Here is a 16,574-nt window from a genome sequence, read left to right as displayed (position 1 = left end):
GCATAAAAATAGCACCTCACCGTTTGGCGGAGTGCTCGTGTAAATAAAAAGACGCCGAAGCGTCAAAGCCAAATAATATCAACTTTCCCACCCGAAATCTCTGGGCAGTGATCCCCGGCCGAGTCTAAAAACTCGGGTAGTTTAATTACCAGAGGACCATTCTTTAAATCTTCCGTTGATTCCGTCTATCCTCGCCCCCATCCCCATCTTATGTGTATTAACTGATTTTCCCGAATCGATTTCTGCCACATAATCTTGCAATTTGCTTTGAACTATAACTATGTCACTATATGTTCTAATCTCGATTTTGTTGGTAATCGAGATGAACTCCTTAGTGACGGCATCTGGATTCACACCTGGAGGAGTCATAGTAAAGAACTTTTGCTCATTTTCCTCAGGCAAGTACTCACGTTGAATATAACCTGCGTCAGTTTGTCCAAATGCCAAAGCCATGATTTTGTTACCGTTAACTCCGCAAATAACAACAATTTGATTTACGCAATTTCCATCTATGTCTTTTGCCTCCTTTAACGTTTCCTTAACAAACTGTTGGATCACATTTACGTAAAGTTGCCAGTTTAACTGAGCTCCGTTGCTTTGAACATGTAATCGCTTTATGAAGTCCTTTATTATGTCAGCAACTTGAGCGTTTCCTGTAGTTGCAATCAAAATGTTTGATTCGGCTAACATAAATTTTTTATAGTTTTCCCCAACCGTTTTTGCTCCTTGAGACATTCTTCCATCTGCCACAATTGAGCAAAAGTCTTTAGTCAAAAATCCAGAAATAAAGCTCATTTCTAATCACCTCAAAAAAATAGTACCCCAGCGTGAACTGGAATACTACATTGAGGTGATATCTGTGCTTCATATGTCTGCTGCTCGCTCTCCCAGTGTCAGATGGGGTCATCGCAAGCTGTGTCCGGTCGCTAAACTGGACAATGAGGCCGGTGGGATTTGGTCCCACAACATCTCGTTTCTTCGGCCTCGTTCTATGCCAAGCCGCTAGACATAGACGACAAATGCCATATCACACATTTGGGTATCCTAGCATTAGTCTTTTAACGCACCTCCTGATATTTTAAGCGGCACTTCTTTATCAGGTCGGGTTGCCAAAGTTCAGATTTTACGCCTTAGTTTGGCAATGTGGCATGCGGGAATCGAACCCGCCTGACTATCTCAGCCAGTCCATTTGCCACGCCTTGCCACAGCTTTATCATCACTGAGGCTCGGAGGAAAAACGCGGTGTCTCAGGTTTCTCACCTTTGGCACAATAACATAATAAGGCAGAAAAGCGTGTTTTTTGTTGCATCATTGTTGCACGGATGTTGCATCTAGTTTCACTAGCGGACATATTTCAGCAAAAGCATAGAGAGCTTCTTGTGTTTGTCGCCAAAGGGTCGTTCGGTCAACATGCAAGTGAGCGGCTAACTGAAGGCTGGATTTACGTGTCGTCTTTGGAGTCAGATAGCTCTCAACTAAAATGATCCGGTAGTCTTCATTCTCTATAGATTCAATAGCGCCTTCACAGCACGCTATATAGTACAGCTCGTCAGCGTGCGATACGAGCTTGTCCTCGGCTTTATTTCCATAGCTAGGTGACTTAGGCATGCCGTCCATCACGGGACTTCTGAGCGCTATTTTGGTGCGTTGAGCGAGCCGCTTGTGATGCCAGTAGTTCCCCAAGACCTCTTTGGCGTTTTCAATTGTTTTATCATGATCAATTGGGCTAAAATATCTCGTTGCTCGCACCACTGCGTCCACTCCTTATGGTATGATTTGGTTGGGTTTGTAGGATAAGCGTGCCTTCGTGGTGCGCTTTTGTTTTTTGTGATATACCTGCTGTTCAAATAATTCGATTTGTTAGACTGAGTCGTCCTGTTAATCCAGGGCGACTTTTGCTATACTACCTTTGGAGATGCTTTCTTATGCGTGTTAACCTTATAAGTTGGGGGAACAATCTGATTCAAGCACCTCCCGCGCGTTGCTTATGTGACGCGCTTTTTGGTATACTGCATACGGAGGCCAACTCCTTTTAAATGATTCCATTTGCTATCAATCACGTGTACGTTTGGCCTCCAGAGCGCGTCAACACCCGGCGCGCTTTTTTGATGCTTTTAAATGTACTTTCAACATGTGCGTTTGCTATACTGTCATTGGAGGCCAACTCCTAATCTTTGATTTCATTTACTCTCAATCGTACGTCTGGCCTCCAGCGCGTCCCTCATCAGGCGCGCTTTTTATTTACATTGAATCAGGATTATTCCTGCTAATATTTAAGTTCGTTTGGATCGTCAATGTTGATTGGCAAGGTTAATACAATCCCGCCAGAAACTTCTGCAGCAGCTTCAGCGTCATGCCTTAGCACAAATAGTTTAGATGAATCAATTTCGCTTGATGTATTAAATTCCTTGCTACATTTGCTGAAGTAAGATACATATTGCTTTTTGCCAATTCTGACGATGAAGACCGTGCTGCCAATTTGAACCGTCTTGCTGCGCCTATTGCTAACAAAATGATCAAAAAGCAGCCAAAAGAAGTATGCACATATGACTACAGTAATAACCGCGCAAATAAGTAGCTTTATTAATAACGAATTCATTTCATTTTCCTCTTTCCCAGTTAGCCCACGCCCATATTGAAGCAACTGCGATGAGCAAGATGACGGCAATCATTGCTTTGCTTCCAGCCTACGTCCGCACATCGGACAATAATTGATTGCAATCGGTTCATCAACCTCAGCATTATCAAATCCGACTGCGGTGCAGGTGTGTATTGCCGCACCATTTATTTTTTCAGGATGAACTCCGTCCCAACAGTTCCCACCAGACATACCTATTCGCAGAAAACTACCATCTTCTGCTTCAATAGGTTTATGCGGCTCTTGGCAATACTGACAGCTTTTCTGTTTCTTGGTTAAGGGGGTCGAATTCGACTCCCTTTCCACTTTATTAGCCATGTTATGTCTCCTTACGCAAGTACTGTCACGTGCTTGCTAAATTTTACAAGCTTCTCACTAAGGTATTCGGCAACAAGATCAATTGCTGTGTTCCGCCACGCATCACCGTCAGCACTAAAGAGCGCCAATTTTGGACCTTCATGCATCCGAAAGACAAAATCACTTTCCTGTTGCTCAACTTCCAGAAATGTACGATATGGCCGTAGTGAGATTGGATTCGGGACAACTACCTTGCCAACGGATGCCACACCACTGCGTGCGGTTGCAACTTGGCTTACACCGTCATCAACCATCGTCTGTGCAGATTCGTCTTTAAGATTACCAACAAATTTAAGCAACACTTTGCCATCCTCAGTGGTCATGAACTGTGCCTGCAGTGCGATGATGAATGATTCCGAATCCAGCCATTGACCGTATGGGTAGCAGGGATGCATTGCCTTGGCCTTGATCAAGACTTCCCGGTTGCCAAAATCATCGAGCTCTCCTAATACGAATACGCTGTTCTCATCGACTACTTGCACAATTAAGGGACTGGCAGAACGTTCGCTGACCTTCCCGATATAATCGACAACTGCAGTCAATGTGTGAACTTGTAACGCTTCGTTTGCTCCATCATTTGGTCTAAATTCCCTTATATCACCGTTACCATTAATCAAAAATTGACGATTTTTTGTTTCGATAATTCGTTTACCATTTGCAGTAACTGCCTGTTCTGCTGTGAATTTAAGTGCATCTGCTTCTGTTGTCATATTAGTTGGCCTCCTTGGCGTTCTTGATTTTTCGGAAATCAATCGGTGCGTCTGTTACCTTATCGTCTTTAATTGGGATACCTTTGTCGTCTTTTAGCGTACTATCATCTGGGTCGAAGTATTCCTGCCCTCGTGTACCTGACTTTAACTCGTTCATTTCCATATATCCGTCCTCGCCACGTCCAAGCAATACATTGGTGGTGACACTGATGTCTGGTACTAGCGTTGTTTTGACATCGGTTGTAAGCTTAACGACTCCGCTATCGTCAGGCTTAAAGTTAAGCGCAATGGTAACTTTTCGTGCTTTGCTCTGATCAGTATTAGGATCAAGAATGTTATTGGCAACCTGGGCCAATGCCTTTGTCAACTTTTCTTTAATGGCCCCATCAGCCAGTTCGTTCAGATTCAAATTTAATTTATCCATAGTATTTCCTCCTACTTTTTCTTTGCTAAATTCAAGCTTGTTCTCCTCAAAATAGCTTTCCGTCTCGTGACTCCAATGCCTTGATAACTCCAAATGTCCTTAAACAGTCATCTAGCGCGTTGTGAGTACGGTTTACTGGTATGCCTAGAACATTCGCCAGTCCTTGCAGCGGAGGCGTAGCATTAAAGCTATACCGCTTTTCAACGATGTCTGCGATGTCGATAAACTTCCAGTTCTTGGGGATGCCATGTGACCCCTTTTTAAATGTTTCTCTGATGCGGCCCGCATCGCCTTCAATCGACCAGCCCACAATGTCAATCGTAGTTCTCATCCAGGCCACGTAGTCACGCACTGTTTGCTGCAGGCTTGGTAAAGCTAAATAGTCGCTGTATCGCATGTTACTTGTCCTAATGATGTGAAGCTGATCAAATTTATCTGGTGATGGAATGAATCGGTTGAACTGATCTGCAATGTGCAGACCGTCTCGAATTCTGACTGCTGATATTTGAATTGCTCGATTACTGGTTGAGTTAAACTCCGTGTCCATAATCACGTATTCTTTCATCAAGGCAACGCCTCTTTTCGCTGATCTAGGATTCCTTTAACGCCAAAGCTATTTCCTTGGCCGTGCTTGGCCATACGGGACATAGTTCGCTCGCCGTACCTCTTATTCAGATCTTGTCCGTGCAAATTGGTTGTCACGATAGTTGCTTTGTCTTCCCGCATTCTGAAAACATCATCAGCCGTCTGGCGTTCAAAATCACTACCACGCTCGGAGCCTAGATCATCGATCACAACCACATCAGCCTTGCCAATCTCATGCATAATTTTCTCGTTCTTCATTCGCACATCTTGTGCATTAGCACTCATGCCAGACTTGAGTCTCTGCATTAAAGCGTTCCAGTCAATAAAAAGGCATGTTTTGCGATAACCGGTCTTGGCCTGAGTATCAATTAATATGCCGTTAGCAATATGTGACTTGCCAACTCCTGTGTCACCGATAATCAATGCGTGTACAACCTCGTTACGGCATATTTTGTTAGACAAACCGACAGCGAAGAGTTTCAACTGCTGCTGTCCAAGGCTGCCATCTGTATGGAAGTTGTTGAAATCCTTTGCAATAATCGCGTCTGTACTAAATACCGAATAAGCTAGGTAGTATCCAACGGTGCGGTTCTTGCGGGCCTCTTTTTCCATATCTGGCGTGACGTTTTTAGGCTCCGTGGGTGGCTGTTTATAGCCACAATTCATGCACACTCCGGCCATTTTTTTACCGGTTACTTTGCTCAATCCCTTCGGGCGATACAAGAGGCTGCCACAATCGGGACAACGTTCAGCAAATGTTTCGATCGCTGCTAAACGTCCTTGATTAGTTTCAAGATTGCTCATCACACGCCTCTTCTCTACCAAGGTAAGTCTTCATCTTGGACATCCCCTTGGTTTTGATAAACGTCTGTAGATGCTTGCCGTGACGTTGATTTTGACTTTTGGCGTTGTGTTCGTTGGGCTTCATAGGCCGTCACTGCCTCTAAACTAGTAAGCCTTAAGGATTCCCAATTTTTTAAAATGGCATTGACATAGCTATAACGACGCACGTTATTGTCAATTGCGTTGCTCATGGCCTGTTTGACTACCTGAACTGCCTGCTCGTCAGTTGAGCCAATCTTCTTGAAATCATCTACCCAGTACATGAGGTCTTCACGGTTCTTTGGGCTGATAAAACCAAAACCGTTTTTCTCCCAAAAATTAATGAGCTCCGGTTCCCCTAATGTTGTTGTATTATTAATACTTGTATTATTTTCTGGACAGTTTTCTGACCGGGGGTGGGTCAATTTTCTGACCGAGGGGGGTAAGTTTTCTGACCGAGGGGCTAAACTAATAAATCTTTGTTCAACCTCCTTACTTCCACTTTTATATTTGATGACTCTGCGGATATATGAATTGTCTTCGAGACACTTTAGCCAACTTTTGATAGTGCCGATGCTAACCGAATAGAGCTTTGCGAAATAGTCATTCGATGCCCAGCAGTAACCGTTCTTATTGGTGAGTGCCGTGATCTCGCCATACAAGAGCTTGGCTCCTTGTGGCAGCTGTTTGTCATAGCGCACACCTGCTGGGATGATTGCATAGTAACCAGGCTTCTCATTCATGATCGACACCGCCTTCATGAAAGCATTGATCGGCAATGTTTTGGCGAACATCCATTAAGTCTGCTTCGAATTTGATCATATCGAGTGATGTTTGACCCAAGATATCCATGTATTTTTTAAAGTTGTCTTTTAGGAACAGCCGGTCTTGAATCTTCTCACCATCGGTCATGTGAGGATCATCAGCCCTGAATAGATCGCACTTGGTTTCTGCCCATTCTCTCAAATAATCCAAAAGGTACTGATCAGTTCTTACTTTGTATGCAAGTGATTCAAGACGGTCAAGTTGCTTGCCAATTTCTCTGGCCATTGTTTTACCTCATTTCTTTCTGTGATATAATGAGGTCAATCAATGTGAAACCTCATTTTTGGCCGTTAAGTGTGCTAGCGCTTAGCGGTTTTTGTTTTGCCAATTATTTCGTTGATTAAGCTGTGAATAGAGCATATTGTTTGCTCCCTTTTGTGCGATAATCACGAAGAGGTGATTAGAATGAATAAATACGAACTCTTTTCCAGCGTCGTACAAGCTCTGACTTCGATAGTGGCTGTTGTTCTATCAACAATTGCTTTAATACGAAGTTCTAAATCAGAACGTGATGCAAACAAGCCGTACATCGTTTCTTTTCTTAAAGTTGTCAGATCTTCGCAAACTACAATAATTTACCTAATGATCAAGAACTTTGGCCGAACAGGAGCAACAATCTTATCAGTCAAGGCTGATCCGGCTATTGACAGTGGGCAACTAAAGTTTGAAAACAACCCTTTTGAATTATTTTCTAATCAGCTGATAGCACCCGACCAGACCTATGCAGCCGTTATTTCAGTCAAAAACTCAGAAATTGAGTTAAAAACCAGAAAGTTTTCTTTGTCCATAACTTATTCAGATGAGTTTGGTAAAAAAGAAACAAAAGACTTTTTGCTTAACGCTGATGTGGCCACGTCCTTCGACCACATCACGCCGGTACCAACAAAAACAGATGAAGTAGCGAAATCCATTTACATAACGAGCGCGGAAAGACTATTTAATCAGTTTTAATTCAGCGTATTGATCAAGATCTATCAAGTCTAAAATTGCTTTTGCTTCCGCAAGATTGCTCGTATGCCTACTCAAAGTCGCGACAATACCATCAACTGCCATTTGAACATCATTGGCCGAAACACTAATACCATCGCCAAATATTGGAGAATATTTTTTGTTCAATTTGGTCTCCGGGCTATTCAATCCACTTCCTCCAATTTCCGCTGTGGCCTAAGCAGTGGCCAACGATCACGCCGAAGCCACCAGCAATTAGTAAATAACCAATCATTATTTACCCTTCTCTCTAAGCGACCTTGAAATCTCTGGGAACCATTTGTCTAAGAAGTCGAGCCATGGTTTCGGATGAAACAGATACCCCTTTTTGCCAGGCGGTGGATATGAAACCACGGTATCTTGCAAGAACTTGTGGAAGCGTGGGACGTTCAAGATATTGTTAACTACCCACGTGTTGTTATGTCCTTCGACATAGCTTGTTGCGGTGGTGAGCGTCCACATGCCTCGTGCTGCTAGCTTGCGTTTTAACTCTTGGTTCTCCTCAATCATCTTTGCCAGTTCTTCTTCTTCAACCGCTAAATACTTTTTGCTTGAAATCTGATCATCTTCAACAACCTGCAACAACGGCATGGCATTTTCTCCTTTCCTGTGATCGCCTCCTGACGGATAATGAAACCGAAAGGAGGTGAATCTTCATGGTGCAAGTCCCTTATTATGACAATCCGGGCGGAGCTCTAGCTGTTACAGTCGAACTTCCGCACGCTGCGAACGTTTACTTGGTGGATCAAGCAAACTTCAACGCTCACCAACGTGGTGACCACTTTACATATTTCGGAGGTCACTATGATGAGTCCCCAGTTACAATTCGGGTTTCTGGAGCTGGCCGTTGGTATCTGATTGCCGAAAATGGGTCAGGCGAACAATACCGTTACACCTGGTCTAAATAGTTGCGTTGTTCTGATAGTGAGACTTCACACGTGCTACAACTGATTCAAAGTTGGCAAATGTGAAGCCTTTTTGTTTGAGAAGATCAATGACCATTCCAGTTACTTGGTCTTCAACATCTTTGTCCTGTACTTTAACGACATTGGTTAACTTTTCCTTTGGGCGTTCATTCATTTAGATAGCCTCCTGTTGTTGGTCCTCCAATAATGAAATCTCGCGTGCTTTCATGAGAGTTGCTGTTGATGGCGTCCAATTCTGGATAAAGTCATCAGCCTTATCGAAGTCTTTCTTACGTAACTGTGTACGTGTCTTGATTCCGATGTAGTCATTTAGTCCGTGGTTAATATCGCGATAAAAGAGGCTGCGCTGTTTTGCGTTGAGTTTGCAGTGATGTACGTCCAGATAATTTGCAACAGCTCGATTGACTTGTTTGCTGATGTAGTTATATTCACCTGGTGCCAGCAAAGCCTTCTCTTCCAGATCAGTTACACGACCATCAAGCTTTTCAATCCGTTTTACAGTTCGAGTAGCAACTTCCATGGTTAAAGCAAGCTTTTCTTCTGGCGTCTGTGGAAGCCGTGTTTTCGGATTAAAGTAGTTCTCCTCCAGACTGTCGAACATATCCCAAGCCTGATCTGTACCAAGCATTTTTGAGTGACGTGCGGCGCCGCGGCGAGTCCAGAGATATAGAGCACTTGCATTTTTCCCAACGAACCCACAATTTGTCGGTTCGTTCTTGAATGCCCGAAGTTGCTCCCCTTCCAGCTTGAAGAAGTGCTTTCCTTCAATGAACTTATTCGAGTTTCGTTTAAAGTTCATTTGAACGACTCCAACAGTCGTTCCGTACAATTCTGCAAGTTGTTCGGTGGTCAGTACACGCTGGCCGTTTTGTTCAATTGGTTGTGGTTCATTCAATGCGTTTCCTTCTTTCATGAATTTTCATAGTTTGCTGCCCTCCGTCAGTGGGATAATAGTTCATAAGGAGGGAATGTAATGTCCAAACCAATTGATGCCGTAGCTGTTGAAAATATATCTAAAATCTTGGGAGAATATACGACTGGGCCCAAAATCACCAAAATGTTTTCTTTGCTTGGATTTTTCGATTATGATCTTCAAAGACAAACTGACAATCAATGGTTCAAAGCGTCTACCAAATGGCGTCGTTTAGACGAAACAATTAGGCACGAGTGTAATGCTTCACACAATAGTCGCCCCTTTTTTAGAGCCATCCAGTACATTGCTCGACCTCAAGACTTTATTTCAAAGCCAGAAGAATGGGGCCGCCTACGATATGAGATAAATGAATGCCTTATTTTTTATGGTTATTGTTTGGATGACAGTGGAAGAATCGCATCAGCAAAAACCGCGACTACGTTTTCTGAAGCCCAGCTACGCTTAAAAACTCTTAGCGCTCGACTTACAGAACTCAATGTTCACCCTCTAGTGATGAAATTCTGCAACGAACAATTTCTTCAAGGCGACTACTTTCACGCCATCTTCGAAGCAAGCAAGGGTGTCGTTAATCGAATTCAGCAACTTTCAGGCATACAAAAAGATGGCAATAGTTTGGTAAGCACCGTGTTTTCGGACAAGCAACCAATACTCGTTATTAAGGGCAACATGCTTGCAACGGAAACCGACAGAGACATATATTCCGGATTACGTAACCTTCTTAGAACCGTAATATTTCTTTATCGAAATCCCAAAGCCCACACCCCTAAGATTTACGATCCCTCCAGTGTCGATGATGCTGTCCAAGCGTTTGTTATCATGTCCGCAGCACAGACAATGCTTGATTCAGTTGTTAATGTCAGAGACTTCCTCTAGCCTTGTTGCCACCAGAAGGCCCAATACCGCCATCCCAAGGATGCTAACTTGGAATGTGGCTTTTGGGTTTCTTTTTTGTAGTTCTTGACTAACAGCAGACTCAAATAGATCTAACGTTTTGGACGTAACCACTGGAAGCTCATTGCGAATTGCATCAATCGGCTTGATCATTTATCTTCCTCCCTATTCCACATGAAGTTTGATTAGCCCGTTCATACCGTCATCTTCTTTTGCTGTGACTGCTTATACTTGACGTATTCAATAGCTCGCTTCCAACGGTCTTTGTCGATCTGATTAGCAGTTAATCCCTGACCGTCAGTCATCTTTTTAACCAGAATTGCCATTACCTGATCACTGATACCGAGAAATTTCGCAATGTCGAGCTGTGACAAATTCAAATGTAATAAGTAGCCTTTCCAGTCATTACGATTAGCAGTCCAATTGAGCTGAACGTTTACCATGTACTCACCTCCCTTACATTTAAAGAATCAATCAAGTTGTTGCATTAATTTATCACGAGTGGTAAATTAATGGCATAGCAAATAAGACAGATGATCTACTTATCCACCGTTATCGCCAAAGACATGGATGGATTAGCTTGTTGATGTTTGCTTAATTACTTGATGAATTCATAGTAAACCACACGTGATAAATTGTAAACCACTTGTGATAAATAATTCGTCATGACCGGGAGAACTCGTCTCATGAGTACTTACGACAGAATAAAAACACTAGCTTCAAATCGAGGGTGGTCACTCCAAAAATTAGCTCTGAAAGCAGGTATAGGCATTAACAGCATCTATCGATGGAAAAAGATGACCCCATCTACCGAGAATGTTCAGAAAGTTGCTGATGTTCTTCAAGTTTCTGTGGATTATTTACTTGGCAATACGGATAACCCCAATCCTGACAATGAAGGTTCTAAACCTGTTGATCTGTCAGGAACAAACATCTTTACCTATCAAGGACAGCCTGTTCGCCAAGACGATTGGGAAATCATTCAAGCTATTTTGGAACGACGCAATAATAGCAGCAAAAAGCGTGATCGTCATGAATGATCATATAGAGGACTTGTTGAATCAGGTGATTGACTATGCTTGGGATCACAATATAGGCTGCTCGACTATCCCCTTACACGAGGACCAAGGCCCTTTGGTTGATACAGAAGCTCGCCTAATTATTCTTAACAACAAATGGCCGAATGCAAATGAGTTGCCATTTCAAGCAGCTCATGAATGTGCACATATTCTCAACGGGGATAACGGTAAGCTTCGATACACAAATCAATACACTAAAAGCCGTACAGAGAATGGAGCCAACCAACGTGCGCTATCAATTATCGTTCCAATGTATTTCGCAGACATTCCAGAAGAATCAGCAAACATTGACCAATTCATGAATGATTTAGCGATACCGCAATGGTTAGAGGATTCTGCCGTTCAATGCATTGAACGGTTTTATGAAAACTACTGACTGTTCATTGTTGAATTAGCTTGCAACCAACTGGTAAAAGCAGATGATATCAGTATAATCGGAAAAGTCATTAATTAATTGTAGAAAGATGTTGATGTTGGATTATGACAAAAATATGCACATTATTAGATACTCAAGACTCTCAGATTTCTGAATGAATGAATCTGTTACCGGAAGACCAGGTTGATGCAGGGCAAGCATATGATGGTCTCGGCAACTCCGAAATTATTGATACTGCTTTTGAAAATAAGATATGGCAACTAAGTAAGTTTGCTGCCTTAAATCAACCAGTTTCAGTCGATATTGATGGGAAAGTATATGCCGAAATTAGGCAAACTAAGTACTTCATTGGAAAGATACCGAACGACAAAGTCAAAACATTCTCAGCCTTGTATCTAAATGACAAAGTGGAACTGTGGGTATCTATACACGGGGGGACATATAAACAAACAAGTACACGAAGCGATGGTTCTATTACTGTCAAAACTTATAGAGCCCCAGTAACTTTAAAACTTATCGCCGAAGATCAGCAACCAGCTAAGACGCTCAACAATAATTCCGGTGAAGAATGGTCTGAAGTCGGCAAAAAAATGTACGCAGCAAAAAGAAAGCCTTATTGCCTGAATTGTAAACATCAGCTTAAAGGCGAGCGCTTTTGCCCCAACTGCGGGGCTAAAATAATTTATCCAGGTGAACATCAGAACGGTATGCCAATCAATTCATGGGAAAAAGTTGCCAATGGTGCTGATAAGTTTTCACAATCAGTTGACAAAACCGGGAAATTTTTTAGCGACTTCGGTTGTGCGATGACTTTAGGATGCACAATACCAATTATTATAATAATTATACTGTTCGGTCTTATTTAGTCCCTTCCCCAACGCAAGCGGCGTCTCCGTGCAAGCCGGAGAGTGGGGCTTGTGCCACATACCAAGTAAAGGATGTGAGTCATCATGCTAAAAAAGATAGTTGCCATCTTACTCATTGTTTTGTTGGCTGGCGCAACAACCGCTTGCGCTAGTGATCAAGACGATGATCAAAATGTCGAGCAGTTTAACTGAGTGTTGGCTGGATACAAAAAAACCCCGGCCGCTGTGGTCGAGGAGCAATTAGATTATGTGGAGGAAAAGAAATTGCAAAAAGACAACTCAGATAAAGCTAAAAGTTTGCCAGATAAAAAATCCGGCCTCTTTTTTGACAGAAATGTACAAAATCGTTCAATCAAATTAGTTCACAAAGACCCTGTTCCCCCCAAACCAAAGATGCCGGATTCGGCATCTTCTAAGAATAAGGATTGATTCCGATAATATAAATTTTCAATTGTCGGTCGAAGTCAATGATTTGTTCACTGTTTTGTGGAGACTCATCATATTTTTTCTGTGCCAATTTCACGGTCCAATCCTGTCCATATGTCATCAACCCGATTTGTTGAGTTGGGTCGTCGCTTCCAGGTAGGCGATTGGCGTAACCACTAGAGATAAGCTTGTCGTTAAAGTCGAAAATGATGACAAGCTTTTCCTCACTGTATTCTTTATTTTTTAATGCCTCAACTAGCGGCGACCCTGGCAATACGGTGGCAACGTGAAATTGTTCTTGTATCCATATCAGGCATGAATTTCCTAGCTTAATTAAGAAATAGTAAGTGAAGGCTAATGGAACAGACAAAATCAGCGTAACTACGAAAAGGCCAAATTCACTCCAGAAGCTGCGACCAACTGTTCCCCAGATTTGCTGGTAAATTGCGAGGCCACCAGCAGCATTCAGCATAGATATCAGAATCAAAGCGATAGTACGATCTGCCTGTCTTGCTGGCAAATCGAAATGAATAGCATCTAGCTTATCGAGCCATATGAAAGTCAAGAACCCAGGGATACCCGCTAAGATTAGTTGTTGCATTTCCATGATTTATACTCACCTAATTTCTTTTTGCATGAATTTCATTCACTTAATTATATCACAAAAAGCCACACAGATTGTAGGGGGTAAAGCCTATGAAACCAATTACAGTAATCTCTTATAAGTTTGGCGAAAAAACTTGGAAAAATTTTGAAGGAGAACCGATCAAAAAATATGAGCACTCAGTTCTCCTAGACATTTCAGACACCGAAGTCTTCACTGATAAAGAAAAAACAGAACTAAACGACAAGATCGTTGTCCCCTTTTCTAGAATTAGAGAAAAACGATTCATCAAAGATATTCCGCTCAGTAACGTAAACGAGGCACTTAACAAGAAAAAAGCAGGCAGGAAATAGCGCAAAAAGCGCCTACCCCACCGACCAAAGTGAACGGGTAGACGCCTAACAAATACTCGGAGTCATAAGGCTCTTTGTATACTCGATTTTACCAGAAAAGGAGGCAATTCGCATGGCAACATTTAGGAAACGCGGCAAATATTGGGAATACCGGGTTAAGTATACGGACTCCGCCGGTAAACAGCTGGTTGCTTCACACGGCGGGTATCGGCTTAAATCATCTGCGCAAGATGCTGCGGAAGCTGTAGAAGATGACCTCAAACGTGGTGGCGATCCATCAAAACAAGACGTTCTGTTACTTGATTATTGGGATCAATGGGCTGAAGCATACCGAATCAATGGCAAGTCAATCAACACTGTATACCGTTACAAACTTTTCAGAAAGCACCTAAAGAGCCGATTTGATGGCCGAAAGCTTAATTCTATTCGACCTATCGAATGGCAGAAATTTATTAACGATTTTGCTGCTGGCAAAGATCGCAAGGAGAAAACCACACGAAAGCGGCCACGTGAGCGTTCGAAAGATATCGTTACCAAGATGAACAGCTATGTTCGTGGGATGGTAAAAGCGGCAATCAATGAACGCATTCTATTTTCTGATTTTACCTTTGGAACGAAGACATCAGGCGTGCGCTCTAGTGGGAAAGTAAAGGTGCTAGACAGCCGTGATTTCGCTAAGGTTAAAGCAATTGCTATTGAACGGGCTTCGTACCGCAATATCGGGGCGCTTGCTGTTTATATTGGCTCGATGACTGGCATGCGAATATCTGAAGTGTTGGCTTTAACTTGGCCTGACATCGATACTAAGCTCTGCGTCATTCACGTTACGCGTTCTTGGGATCATTTGTATGGAACAGGATTCAAACCAACTAAAACTGATTCGTCAGTTCGCGACATTGAGATATCGCCCAGCGTCATTGAGCTTCTTAATAAGATCCATCAGGAACAAGCAGCATCTTATCTTCGTACTGGATATCGTGACGAAGACCAGATGATTATGCGTGATCCACGTCACAACGTGATTACAGACAGCGCATGTAACAAAGCCCTGCACGTCATTCAGAACAAAGCTGGGATCCCTGAAGATAAGCAGATCACCTTTCACGGGTTGCGTCATAGCCACGTCAGCTACTTGATCAGCAAAGGCGTCGACATCTATTATATTTCAAAGCGGTTGGGTCATTCAGACGTGACTATTACGATGAAAGTCTATGGTCATTTGTTAGACTCACAGAGAAAACAAGAAGCACATAAGGCCGTGTTATTCATGGATCAGCTATGATTGTGTTTGTCCCCTTTTTGTCCCCCGAAAAATAAAAACAAAGTAACTCTAAAGATACCTAAATTGCTGTAAATGCTGATACATAAGCTTTTTAAAAAGCTAAAATAACCTAAAGAAAGCTAAATAATGCCTCCACCGGGATTCGAACCCGGATCTGTGGTTTCGAGGACCATTATGCTATCCATTGCACCATGGAGACTTACAAGTTTTATTATAGCGCGTTTGACGTAGTGGTGTTGACTTTAATCGGCTCTGCTGGTGAGAGAATCCGGCAGAGAATCATCGGCTTTTCAAGCTTAAATCCGTCAAACCTTTTTAATTGCGATTTGAATTAAAAAAGCCCGATGGTTAACCCACCAGGCGCTACTGGTTTTTCTGTTGTCTGCCAACCACCTGCACTTATGTCAGGGACTAATTTCAGGTTTTTCCGTTGCCTGCCAACCGCACGTATTTTCACCGTGGAAGAATTTCAGATTAATATAGGAGCCAGCACTCCGTTTGCTACGTTTAAATTACCATCTCTTAAACTGCTGCGTCAACTTATTTCTTCTGACAGCGGACACTAATTATTTGTATAGCTTGGGGTAGACTGATCGAATTTTTTAAAGAATGTAACTGTGATCCCTAACAGCACCCCAACTAAGCCTCCGCCCATATGGACATAGTCACTCGCATTAAAGGCTTCTCCCTCAAAAAATGGATAAGACCAAGGAACTAAGCAGACAAATAACCAAAAAGTTAGAATAAAGAGGTCTATTTTGCTCTTGGTTTTTCCCTGAGTTGATTTAGCATATATGATCACCGTGTAAAACAAAAGTCCAAATAGTGCTGTAGACATGCCGACTATATATCCATTCTGTCCTTCAGTACTTAAGTAGCCGGGCAATGCGACCTGATTGTTACTTAAGTGAATCATGAAAAAGTCGGCTAATAAGTTACCCACTGTACCGGTGATGATGAATGTAAGAAGAAACTCAGAGTAGCTAGTTATTTTGCAAGTAACCAGACTAAGCACTATAAGCATAATGCTATTTGAGAATAGTTCCGAGAAGCCGTAATTGCTTAGGAAAATGCTGGTTAACGCATGGTACCATTGAGATAATGAGGATACTGTGATACTGGGAATGTTTGTAAAATCCTCAATACTTAACTGGTTAATACTTTCATAGTGCGAAGTCAGTCCGAAAATGGTCCATGAAATGAGAAGAATTGGAAGCACAGGACTAGTGACGGTTCTCTTAATCACTATTACAAACTCCATATGGTTGTTTAATATTTGGTAAGTTAACCGTACGTTTATTTGTGTAGAAAATCAAAGGCTGTGTTAAAAAGGTATTGCAAAACTTATTTCTTCCGACAACGGACAATTTAGCCAGACAATGGTCAGAAGACAGTTTGAATGAAAACAGTCCAAAGCAAAAAACGCCCAACCCCTTTAATATCAAAGGATTGAACGTTTTTAACCTCTTCTAAGTGTCAAAGATTGGCA

General features: G+C 42.3%; 27 protein-coding genes and 1 tRNA gene. 9 read left to right on the top strand and 19 right to left on the bottom strand.

Annotated features, from left to right (window positions below):
- Window positions 1-141: 141 nt before the first annotated feature.
- From GSO_RS13590 to GSO_RS13545, 10 genes are all read right to left on the bottom strand, one after another.
- Window positions 142-795 (bottom strand): Ntn hydrolase family protein, encoded by a 654-nt coding sequence (locus GSO_RS13590; RefSeq protein ID WP_003572221.1) that lies wholly within the window; start codon window positions 793-795, stop codon window positions 142-144.
- A 513-nt stretch (window positions 796-1,308) separates the two neighbouring features.
- The gene (locus GSO_RS13585; protein WP_010493154.1) at window positions 1,309-1,752 is read right to left on the bottom strand and encodes an ArpU family phage packaging/lysis transcriptional regulator; all 444 of its coding nucleotides are present in this window, start codon (window positions 1,750-1,752) and stop codon (window positions 1,309-1,311) included.
- A gap of 514 nt (window positions 1,753-2,266) precedes the next feature.
- A complete protein-coding gene (locus GSO_RS13580; RefSeq protein ID WP_010493151.1) occupies window positions 2,267-2,599 on the bottom strand; it encodes a hypothetical protein in 333 nt (110 codons plus the stop codon).
- 69 nt (window positions 2,600-2,668) lie between these two features.
- The gene (locus GSO_RS13575; RefSeq protein WP_010493149.1) at window positions 2,669-2,956 is read right to left on the bottom strand and encodes a hypothetical protein; all 288 of its coding nucleotides are present in this window, start codon (window positions 2,954-2,956) and stop codon (window positions 2,669-2,671) included.
- An 11-nt stretch (window positions 2,957-2,967) separates the two neighbouring features.
- Window positions 2,968-3,705, bottom strand: a complete 738-nt coding sequence (locus GSO_RS13570) for a hypothetical protein (protein WP_003572217.1) — start codon at window positions 3,703-3,705, stop codon at window positions 2,968-2,970.
- 1 nt (window position 3,706) lies between these two features.
- Window positions 3,707-4,129 (bottom strand): YfdP family phage-associated protein, encoded by a 423-nt coding sequence (locus GSO_RS13565; RefSeq protein ID WP_003564822.1) that lies wholly within the window; start codon window positions 4,127-4,129, stop codon window positions 3,707-3,709.
- Window positions 4,130-4,175: 46 nt separating this feature from the next.
- Entirely contained in the window at window positions 4,176-4,694 is a 519-nt protein-coding gene (locus tag GSO_RS13560; RefSeq protein WP_003574016.1) for a 3'-5' exonuclease, read from the bottom strand.
- Window positions 4,694-5,518: an ATP-binding protein gene (locus tag GSO_RS13555; RefSeq protein ID WP_003589925.1), complete on the bottom strand. Its 825-nt coding sequence runs from the start codon at window positions 5,516-5,518 to the stop codon at window positions 4,694-4,696. The genes GSO_RS13560 and GSO_RS13555 overlap by 1 nt, the downstream gene beginning before the upstream one ends.
- Window positions 5,519-5,532: 14 nt before the next feature.
- Window positions 5,533-6,279, bottom strand: a complete 747-nt coding sequence (locus GSO_RS13550) for a DnaD domain protein (RefSeq protein WP_003589923.1) — start codon at window positions 6,277-6,279, stop codon at window positions 5,533-5,535.
- Window positions 6,272-6,586 (bottom strand): hypothetical protein, encoded by a 315-nt coding sequence (locus GSO_RS13545; protein ID WP_010493132.1) that lies wholly within the window; start codon window positions 6,584-6,586, stop codon window positions 6,272-6,274. Before GSO_RS13545 ends, GSO_RS13550 begins: the two co-directional genes overlap by 8 nt.
- Before the next feature lie 180 nt (window positions 6,587-6,766).
- On the opposite strand from GSO_RS13545, the gene GSO_RS13540 reads away from it, so the two are divergent.
- On the top strand, window positions 6,767-7,312 hold the full coding sequence (locus tag GSO_RS13540; protein WP_003586921.1) for a DUF8453 domain-containing protein: 546 nt from the start codon (window positions 6,767-6,769) through the stop codon (window positions 7,310-7,312).
- Here the strand turns inward: GSO_RS13540 and GSO_RS13535 are convergent.
- Together GSO_RS13535 and GSO_RS13525 are read right to left on the bottom strand one after the other, a co-directional pair.
- On the bottom strand, window positions 7,295-7,498 hold the full coding sequence (locus GSO_RS13535; protein ID WP_003572201.1) for a hypothetical protein: 204 nt from the start codon (window positions 7,496-7,498) through the stop codon (window positions 7,295-7,297). The genes GSO_RS13540 and GSO_RS13535 overlap by 18 nt on opposite strands.
- An 84-nt stretch (window positions 7,499-7,582) precedes the next feature.
- Window positions 7,583-7,939 carry a DUF771 domain-containing protein gene (locus GSO_RS13525; protein ID WP_003572199.1) on the bottom strand — a complete coding sequence of 119 codons (357 nt, stop codon included), beginning with the start codon at window positions 7,937-7,939 and terminating at the stop codon, window positions 7,583-7,585.
- Between the two features lie 65 nt (window positions 7,940-8,004).
- Between GSO_RS13525 and GSO_RS13520 the strand changes: the two genes are divergently transcribed.
- The gene (locus GSO_RS13520) at window positions 8,005-8,256 is read left to right on the top strand and encodes a DUF1883 domain-containing protein (RefSeq protein WP_003572196.1); all 252 of its coding nucleotides are present in this window, start codon (window positions 8,005-8,007) and stop codon (window positions 8,254-8,256) included.
- Here the strand turns inward: GSO_RS13520 and GSO_RS13515 are convergent.
- A complete protein-coding gene (locus GSO_RS13515; protein ID WP_003572193.1) occupies window positions 8,249-8,428 on the bottom strand; it encodes a hypothetical protein in 180 nt (59 codons plus the stop codon). The genes GSO_RS13520 and GSO_RS13515 overlap by 8 nt on opposite strands.
- The gene (locus tag GSO_RS13510; RefSeq protein ID WP_010493122.1) at window positions 8,429-9,187 is read right to left on the bottom strand and encodes an ORF6N domain-containing protein; all 759 of its coding nucleotides are present in this window, start codon (window positions 9,185-9,187) and stop codon (window positions 8,429-8,431) included. It lies immediately after the preceding gene.
- A 60-nt stretch (window positions 9,188-9,247) separates the two neighbouring features.
- Between GSO_RS13510 and GSO_RS13505 the strand changes: the two genes are divergently transcribed.
- A complete protein-coding gene (locus GSO_RS13505; protein WP_003572188.1) occupies window positions 9,248-10,081 on the top strand; it encodes a TIGR02391 family protein in 834 nt (277 codons plus the stop codon).
- Here GSO_RS13505 and GSO_RS13500 read toward each other — a convergent pair.
- Window positions 10,052-10,252: a hypothetical protein gene (locus GSO_RS13500; RefSeq protein WP_003572187.1), complete on the bottom strand. Its 201-nt coding sequence runs from the start codon at window positions 10,250-10,252 to the stop codon at window positions 10,052-10,054. The genes GSO_RS13505 and GSO_RS13500 overlap by 30 nt on opposite strands.
- A 41-nt stretch (window positions 10,253-10,293) precedes the next feature.
- On the bottom strand, window positions 10,294-10,542 hold the full coding sequence (locus GSO_RS13495) for a hypothetical protein (RefSeq protein WP_003574003.1): 249 nt from the start codon (window positions 10,540-10,542) through the stop codon (window positions 10,294-10,296).
- Between the two features lie 243 nt (window positions 10,543-10,785).
- On the opposite strand from GSO_RS13495, the gene GSO_RS17185 reads away from it, so the two are divergent.
- The 4 genes from GSO_RS17185 to GSO_RS13470 all read left to right on the top strand — a co-directional run bounded on the left by GSO_RS17185 (window position 10,786) and on the right by GSO_RS13470 (window position 12,849).
- The gene (locus tag GSO_RS17185; protein ID WP_003572184.1) at window positions 10,786-11,139 is read left to right on the top strand and encodes a helix-turn-helix domain-containing protein; all 354 of its coding nucleotides are present in this window, start codon (window positions 10,786-10,788) and stop codon (window positions 11,137-11,139) included.
- Window positions 11,132-11,554, top strand: coding sequence for an ImmA/IrrE family metallo-endopeptidase (locus tag GSO_RS13485; protein WP_003572182.1), 423 nt, complete (start codon window positions 11,132-11,134; stop codon window positions 11,552-11,554). The genes GSO_RS17185 and GSO_RS13485 overlap by 8 nt, the downstream gene beginning before the upstream one ends.
- Before the next feature lie 158 nt (window positions 11,555-11,712).
- The gene (locus GSO_RS13480; protein ID WP_003589919.1) at window positions 11,713-12,420 is read left to right on the top strand and encodes a putative zinc ribbon protein; all 708 of its coding nucleotides are present in this window, start codon (window positions 11,713-11,715) and stop codon (window positions 12,418-12,420) included.
- 192 nt (window positions 12,421-12,612) lie between these two features.
- A complete protein-coding gene (locus GSO_RS13470) occupies window positions 12,613-12,849 on the top strand; it encodes a hypothetical protein (RefSeq protein ID WP_003589917.1) in 237 nt (78 codons plus the stop codon).
- On the opposite strand, the gene GSO_RS13465 is transcribed toward GSO_RS13470, so the two are convergent.
- The gene (locus tag GSO_RS13465; RefSeq protein ID WP_003589914.1) at window positions 12,833-13,453 is read right to left on the bottom strand and encodes a hypothetical protein; all 621 of its coding nucleotides are present in this window, start codon (window positions 13,451-13,453) and stop codon (window positions 12,833-12,835) included. The genes GSO_RS13470 and GSO_RS13465 overlap by 17 nt on opposite strands.
- A gap of 89 nt (window positions 13,454-13,542) precedes the next feature.
- Here GSO_RS13465 and GSO_RS13460 point away from each other — a divergent pair, with 89 nt between their 5' ends.
- Both GSO_RS13460 and GSO_RS13455 read left to right on the top strand, forming a co-directional pair.
- Window positions 13,543-13,803, top strand: coding sequence for a hypothetical protein (locus GSO_RS13460; RefSeq protein ID WP_003573997.1), 261 nt, complete (start codon window positions 13,543-13,545; stop codon window positions 13,801-13,803).
- A gap of 112 nt (window positions 13,804-13,915) precedes the next feature.
- Window positions 13,916-15,085, top strand: a complete 1,170-nt coding sequence (locus GSO_RS13455) for a site-specific integrase (RefSeq protein ID WP_003569067.1) — start codon at window positions 13,916-13,918, stop codon at window positions 15,083-15,085.
- A gap of 127 nt (window positions 15,086-15,212) precedes the next feature.
- Here GSO_RS13455 and GSO_RS13450 read toward each other — a convergent pair.
- Together GSO_RS13450 and GSO_RS13445 are read right to left on the bottom strand one after the other, a co-directional pair.
- Window positions 15,213-15,284, bottom strand: a tRNA-Arg gene (locus tag GSO_RS13450).
- 363 nt (window positions 15,285-15,647) lie between these two features.
- The gene (locus GSO_RS13445) at window positions 15,648-16,331 is read right to left on the bottom strand and encodes a rhomboid family intramembrane serine protease (RefSeq protein WP_010493078.1); all 684 of its coding nucleotides are present in this window, start codon (window positions 16,329-16,331) and stop codon (window positions 15,648-15,650) included.
- Window positions 16,332-16,574 lie beyond the last annotated feature (243 nt).

The sequence above is a fragment of the Lacticaseibacillus zeae DSM 20178 = KCTC 3804 genome (genome assembly GCF_000260435.1).
Classification (GTDB): Bacteria; Bacillota; Bacilli; order Lactobacillales; family Lactobacillaceae; genus Lacticaseibacillus; species Lacticaseibacillus zeae.
Note: the sequence above shows the minus strand (reverse complement) of the source record. Positions and strands in the feature narration are given on the sequence as shown.

Bases quoted from the DNA above. Each gene is read 5' to 3' on its own strand.
- GSO_RS13510 (WP_010493122.1), bottom strand. From the start codon at position 9,187: ATGAAAGAAGGAAACGCATTGAATGAACCACAACCAATTGAACAAAAC.
- GSO_RS13525 (WP_003572199.1), bottom strand. From the start codon at position 7,939: ATGCCGTTGTTGCAGGTTGTTGAAGATGATCAGATTTCAAGCAAAAAG.
- GSO_RS13590 (WP_003572221.1), bottom strand. From the start codon at position 795: ATGAGCTTTATTTCTGGATTTTTGACTAAAGACTTTTGCTCAATTGTG.
- GSO_RS13580 (WP_010493151.1), bottom strand. From the start codon at position 2,599: ATGAATTCGTTATTAATAAAGCTACTTATTTGCGCGGTTATTACTGTA.
- GSO_RS13515 (WP_003572193.1), bottom strand. From the start codon at position 8,428: ATGAATGAACGCCCAAAGGAAAAGTTAACCAATGTCGTTAAAGTACAG.
- GSO_RS13565 (WP_003564822.1), bottom strand. From the start codon at position 4,129: ATGGATAAATTAAATTTGAATCTGAACGAACTGGCTGATGGGGCCATT.
- GSO_RS13505 (WP_003572188.1), top strand. From the start codon at position 9,248: ATGTCCAAACCAATTGATGCCGTAGCTGTTGAAAATATATCTAAAATC.
- GSO_RS13540 (WP_003586921.1), top strand. From the start codon at position 6,767: ATGAATAAATACGAACTCTTTTCCAGCGTCGTACAAGCTCTGACTTCG.
- GSO_RS17185 (WP_003572184.1), top strand. From the start codon at position 10,786: ATGAGTACTTACGACAGAATAAAAACACTAGCTTCAAATCGAGGGTGG.
- GSO_RS13550 (WP_003589923.1), bottom strand. From the start codon at position 6,279: ATGAATGAGAAGCCTGGTTACTATGCAATCATCCCAGCAGGTGTGCGC.
- GSO_RS13500 (WP_003572187.1), bottom strand. From the start codon at position 10,252: ATGATCAAGCCGATTGATGCAATTCGCAATGAGCTTCCAGTGGTTACG.
- GSO_RS13520 (WP_003572196.1), top strand. From the start codon at position 8,005: ATGGTGCAAGTCCCTTATTATGACAATCCGGGCGGAGCTCTAGCTGTT.
- GSO_RS13545 (WP_010493132.1), bottom strand. From the start codon at position 6,586: ATGGCCAGAGAAATTGGCAAGCAACTTGACCGTCTTGAATCACTTGCA.
- GSO_RS13495 (WP_003574003.1), bottom strand. From the start codon at position 10,542: ATGGTAAACGTTCAGCTCAATTGGACTGCTAATCGTAATGACTGGAAA.
- GSO_RS13570 (WP_003572217.1), bottom strand. From the start codon at position 3,705: ATGACAACAGAAGCAGATGCACTTAAATTCACAGCAGAACAGGCAGTT.
- GSO_RS13480 (WP_003589919.1), top strand. From the start codon at position 11,713: ATGAATCTGTTACCGGAAGACCAGGTTGATGCAGGGCAAGCATATGAT.
- GSO_RS13465 (WP_003589914.1), bottom strand. From the start codon at position 13,453: ATGGAAATGCAACAACTAATCTTAGCGGGTATCCCTGGGTTCTTGACT.
- GSO_RS13460 (WP_003573997.1), top strand. From the start codon at position 13,543: ATGAAACCAATTACAGTAATCTCTTATAAGTTTGGCGAAAAAACTTGG.
- GSO_RS13485 (WP_003572182.1), top strand. From the start codon at position 11,132: ATGAATGATCATATAGAGGACTTGTTGAATCAGGTGATTGACTATGCT.
- GSO_RS13560 (WP_003574016.1), bottom strand. From the start codon at position 4,694: ATGAAAGAATACGTGATTATGGACACGGAGTTTAACTCAACCAGTAAT.
- GSO_RS13575 (WP_010493149.1), bottom strand. From the start codon at position 2,956: ATGGCTAATAAAGTGGAAAGGGAGTCGAATTCGACCCCCTTAACCAAG.
- GSO_RS13455 (WP_003569067.1), top strand. From the start codon at position 13,916: ATGGCAACATTTAGGAAACGCGGCAAATATTGGGAATACCGGGTTAAG.
- GSO_RS13555 (WP_003589925.1), bottom strand. From the start codon at position 5,518: ATGAGCAATCTTGAAACTAATCAAGGACGTTTAGCAGCGATCGAAACA.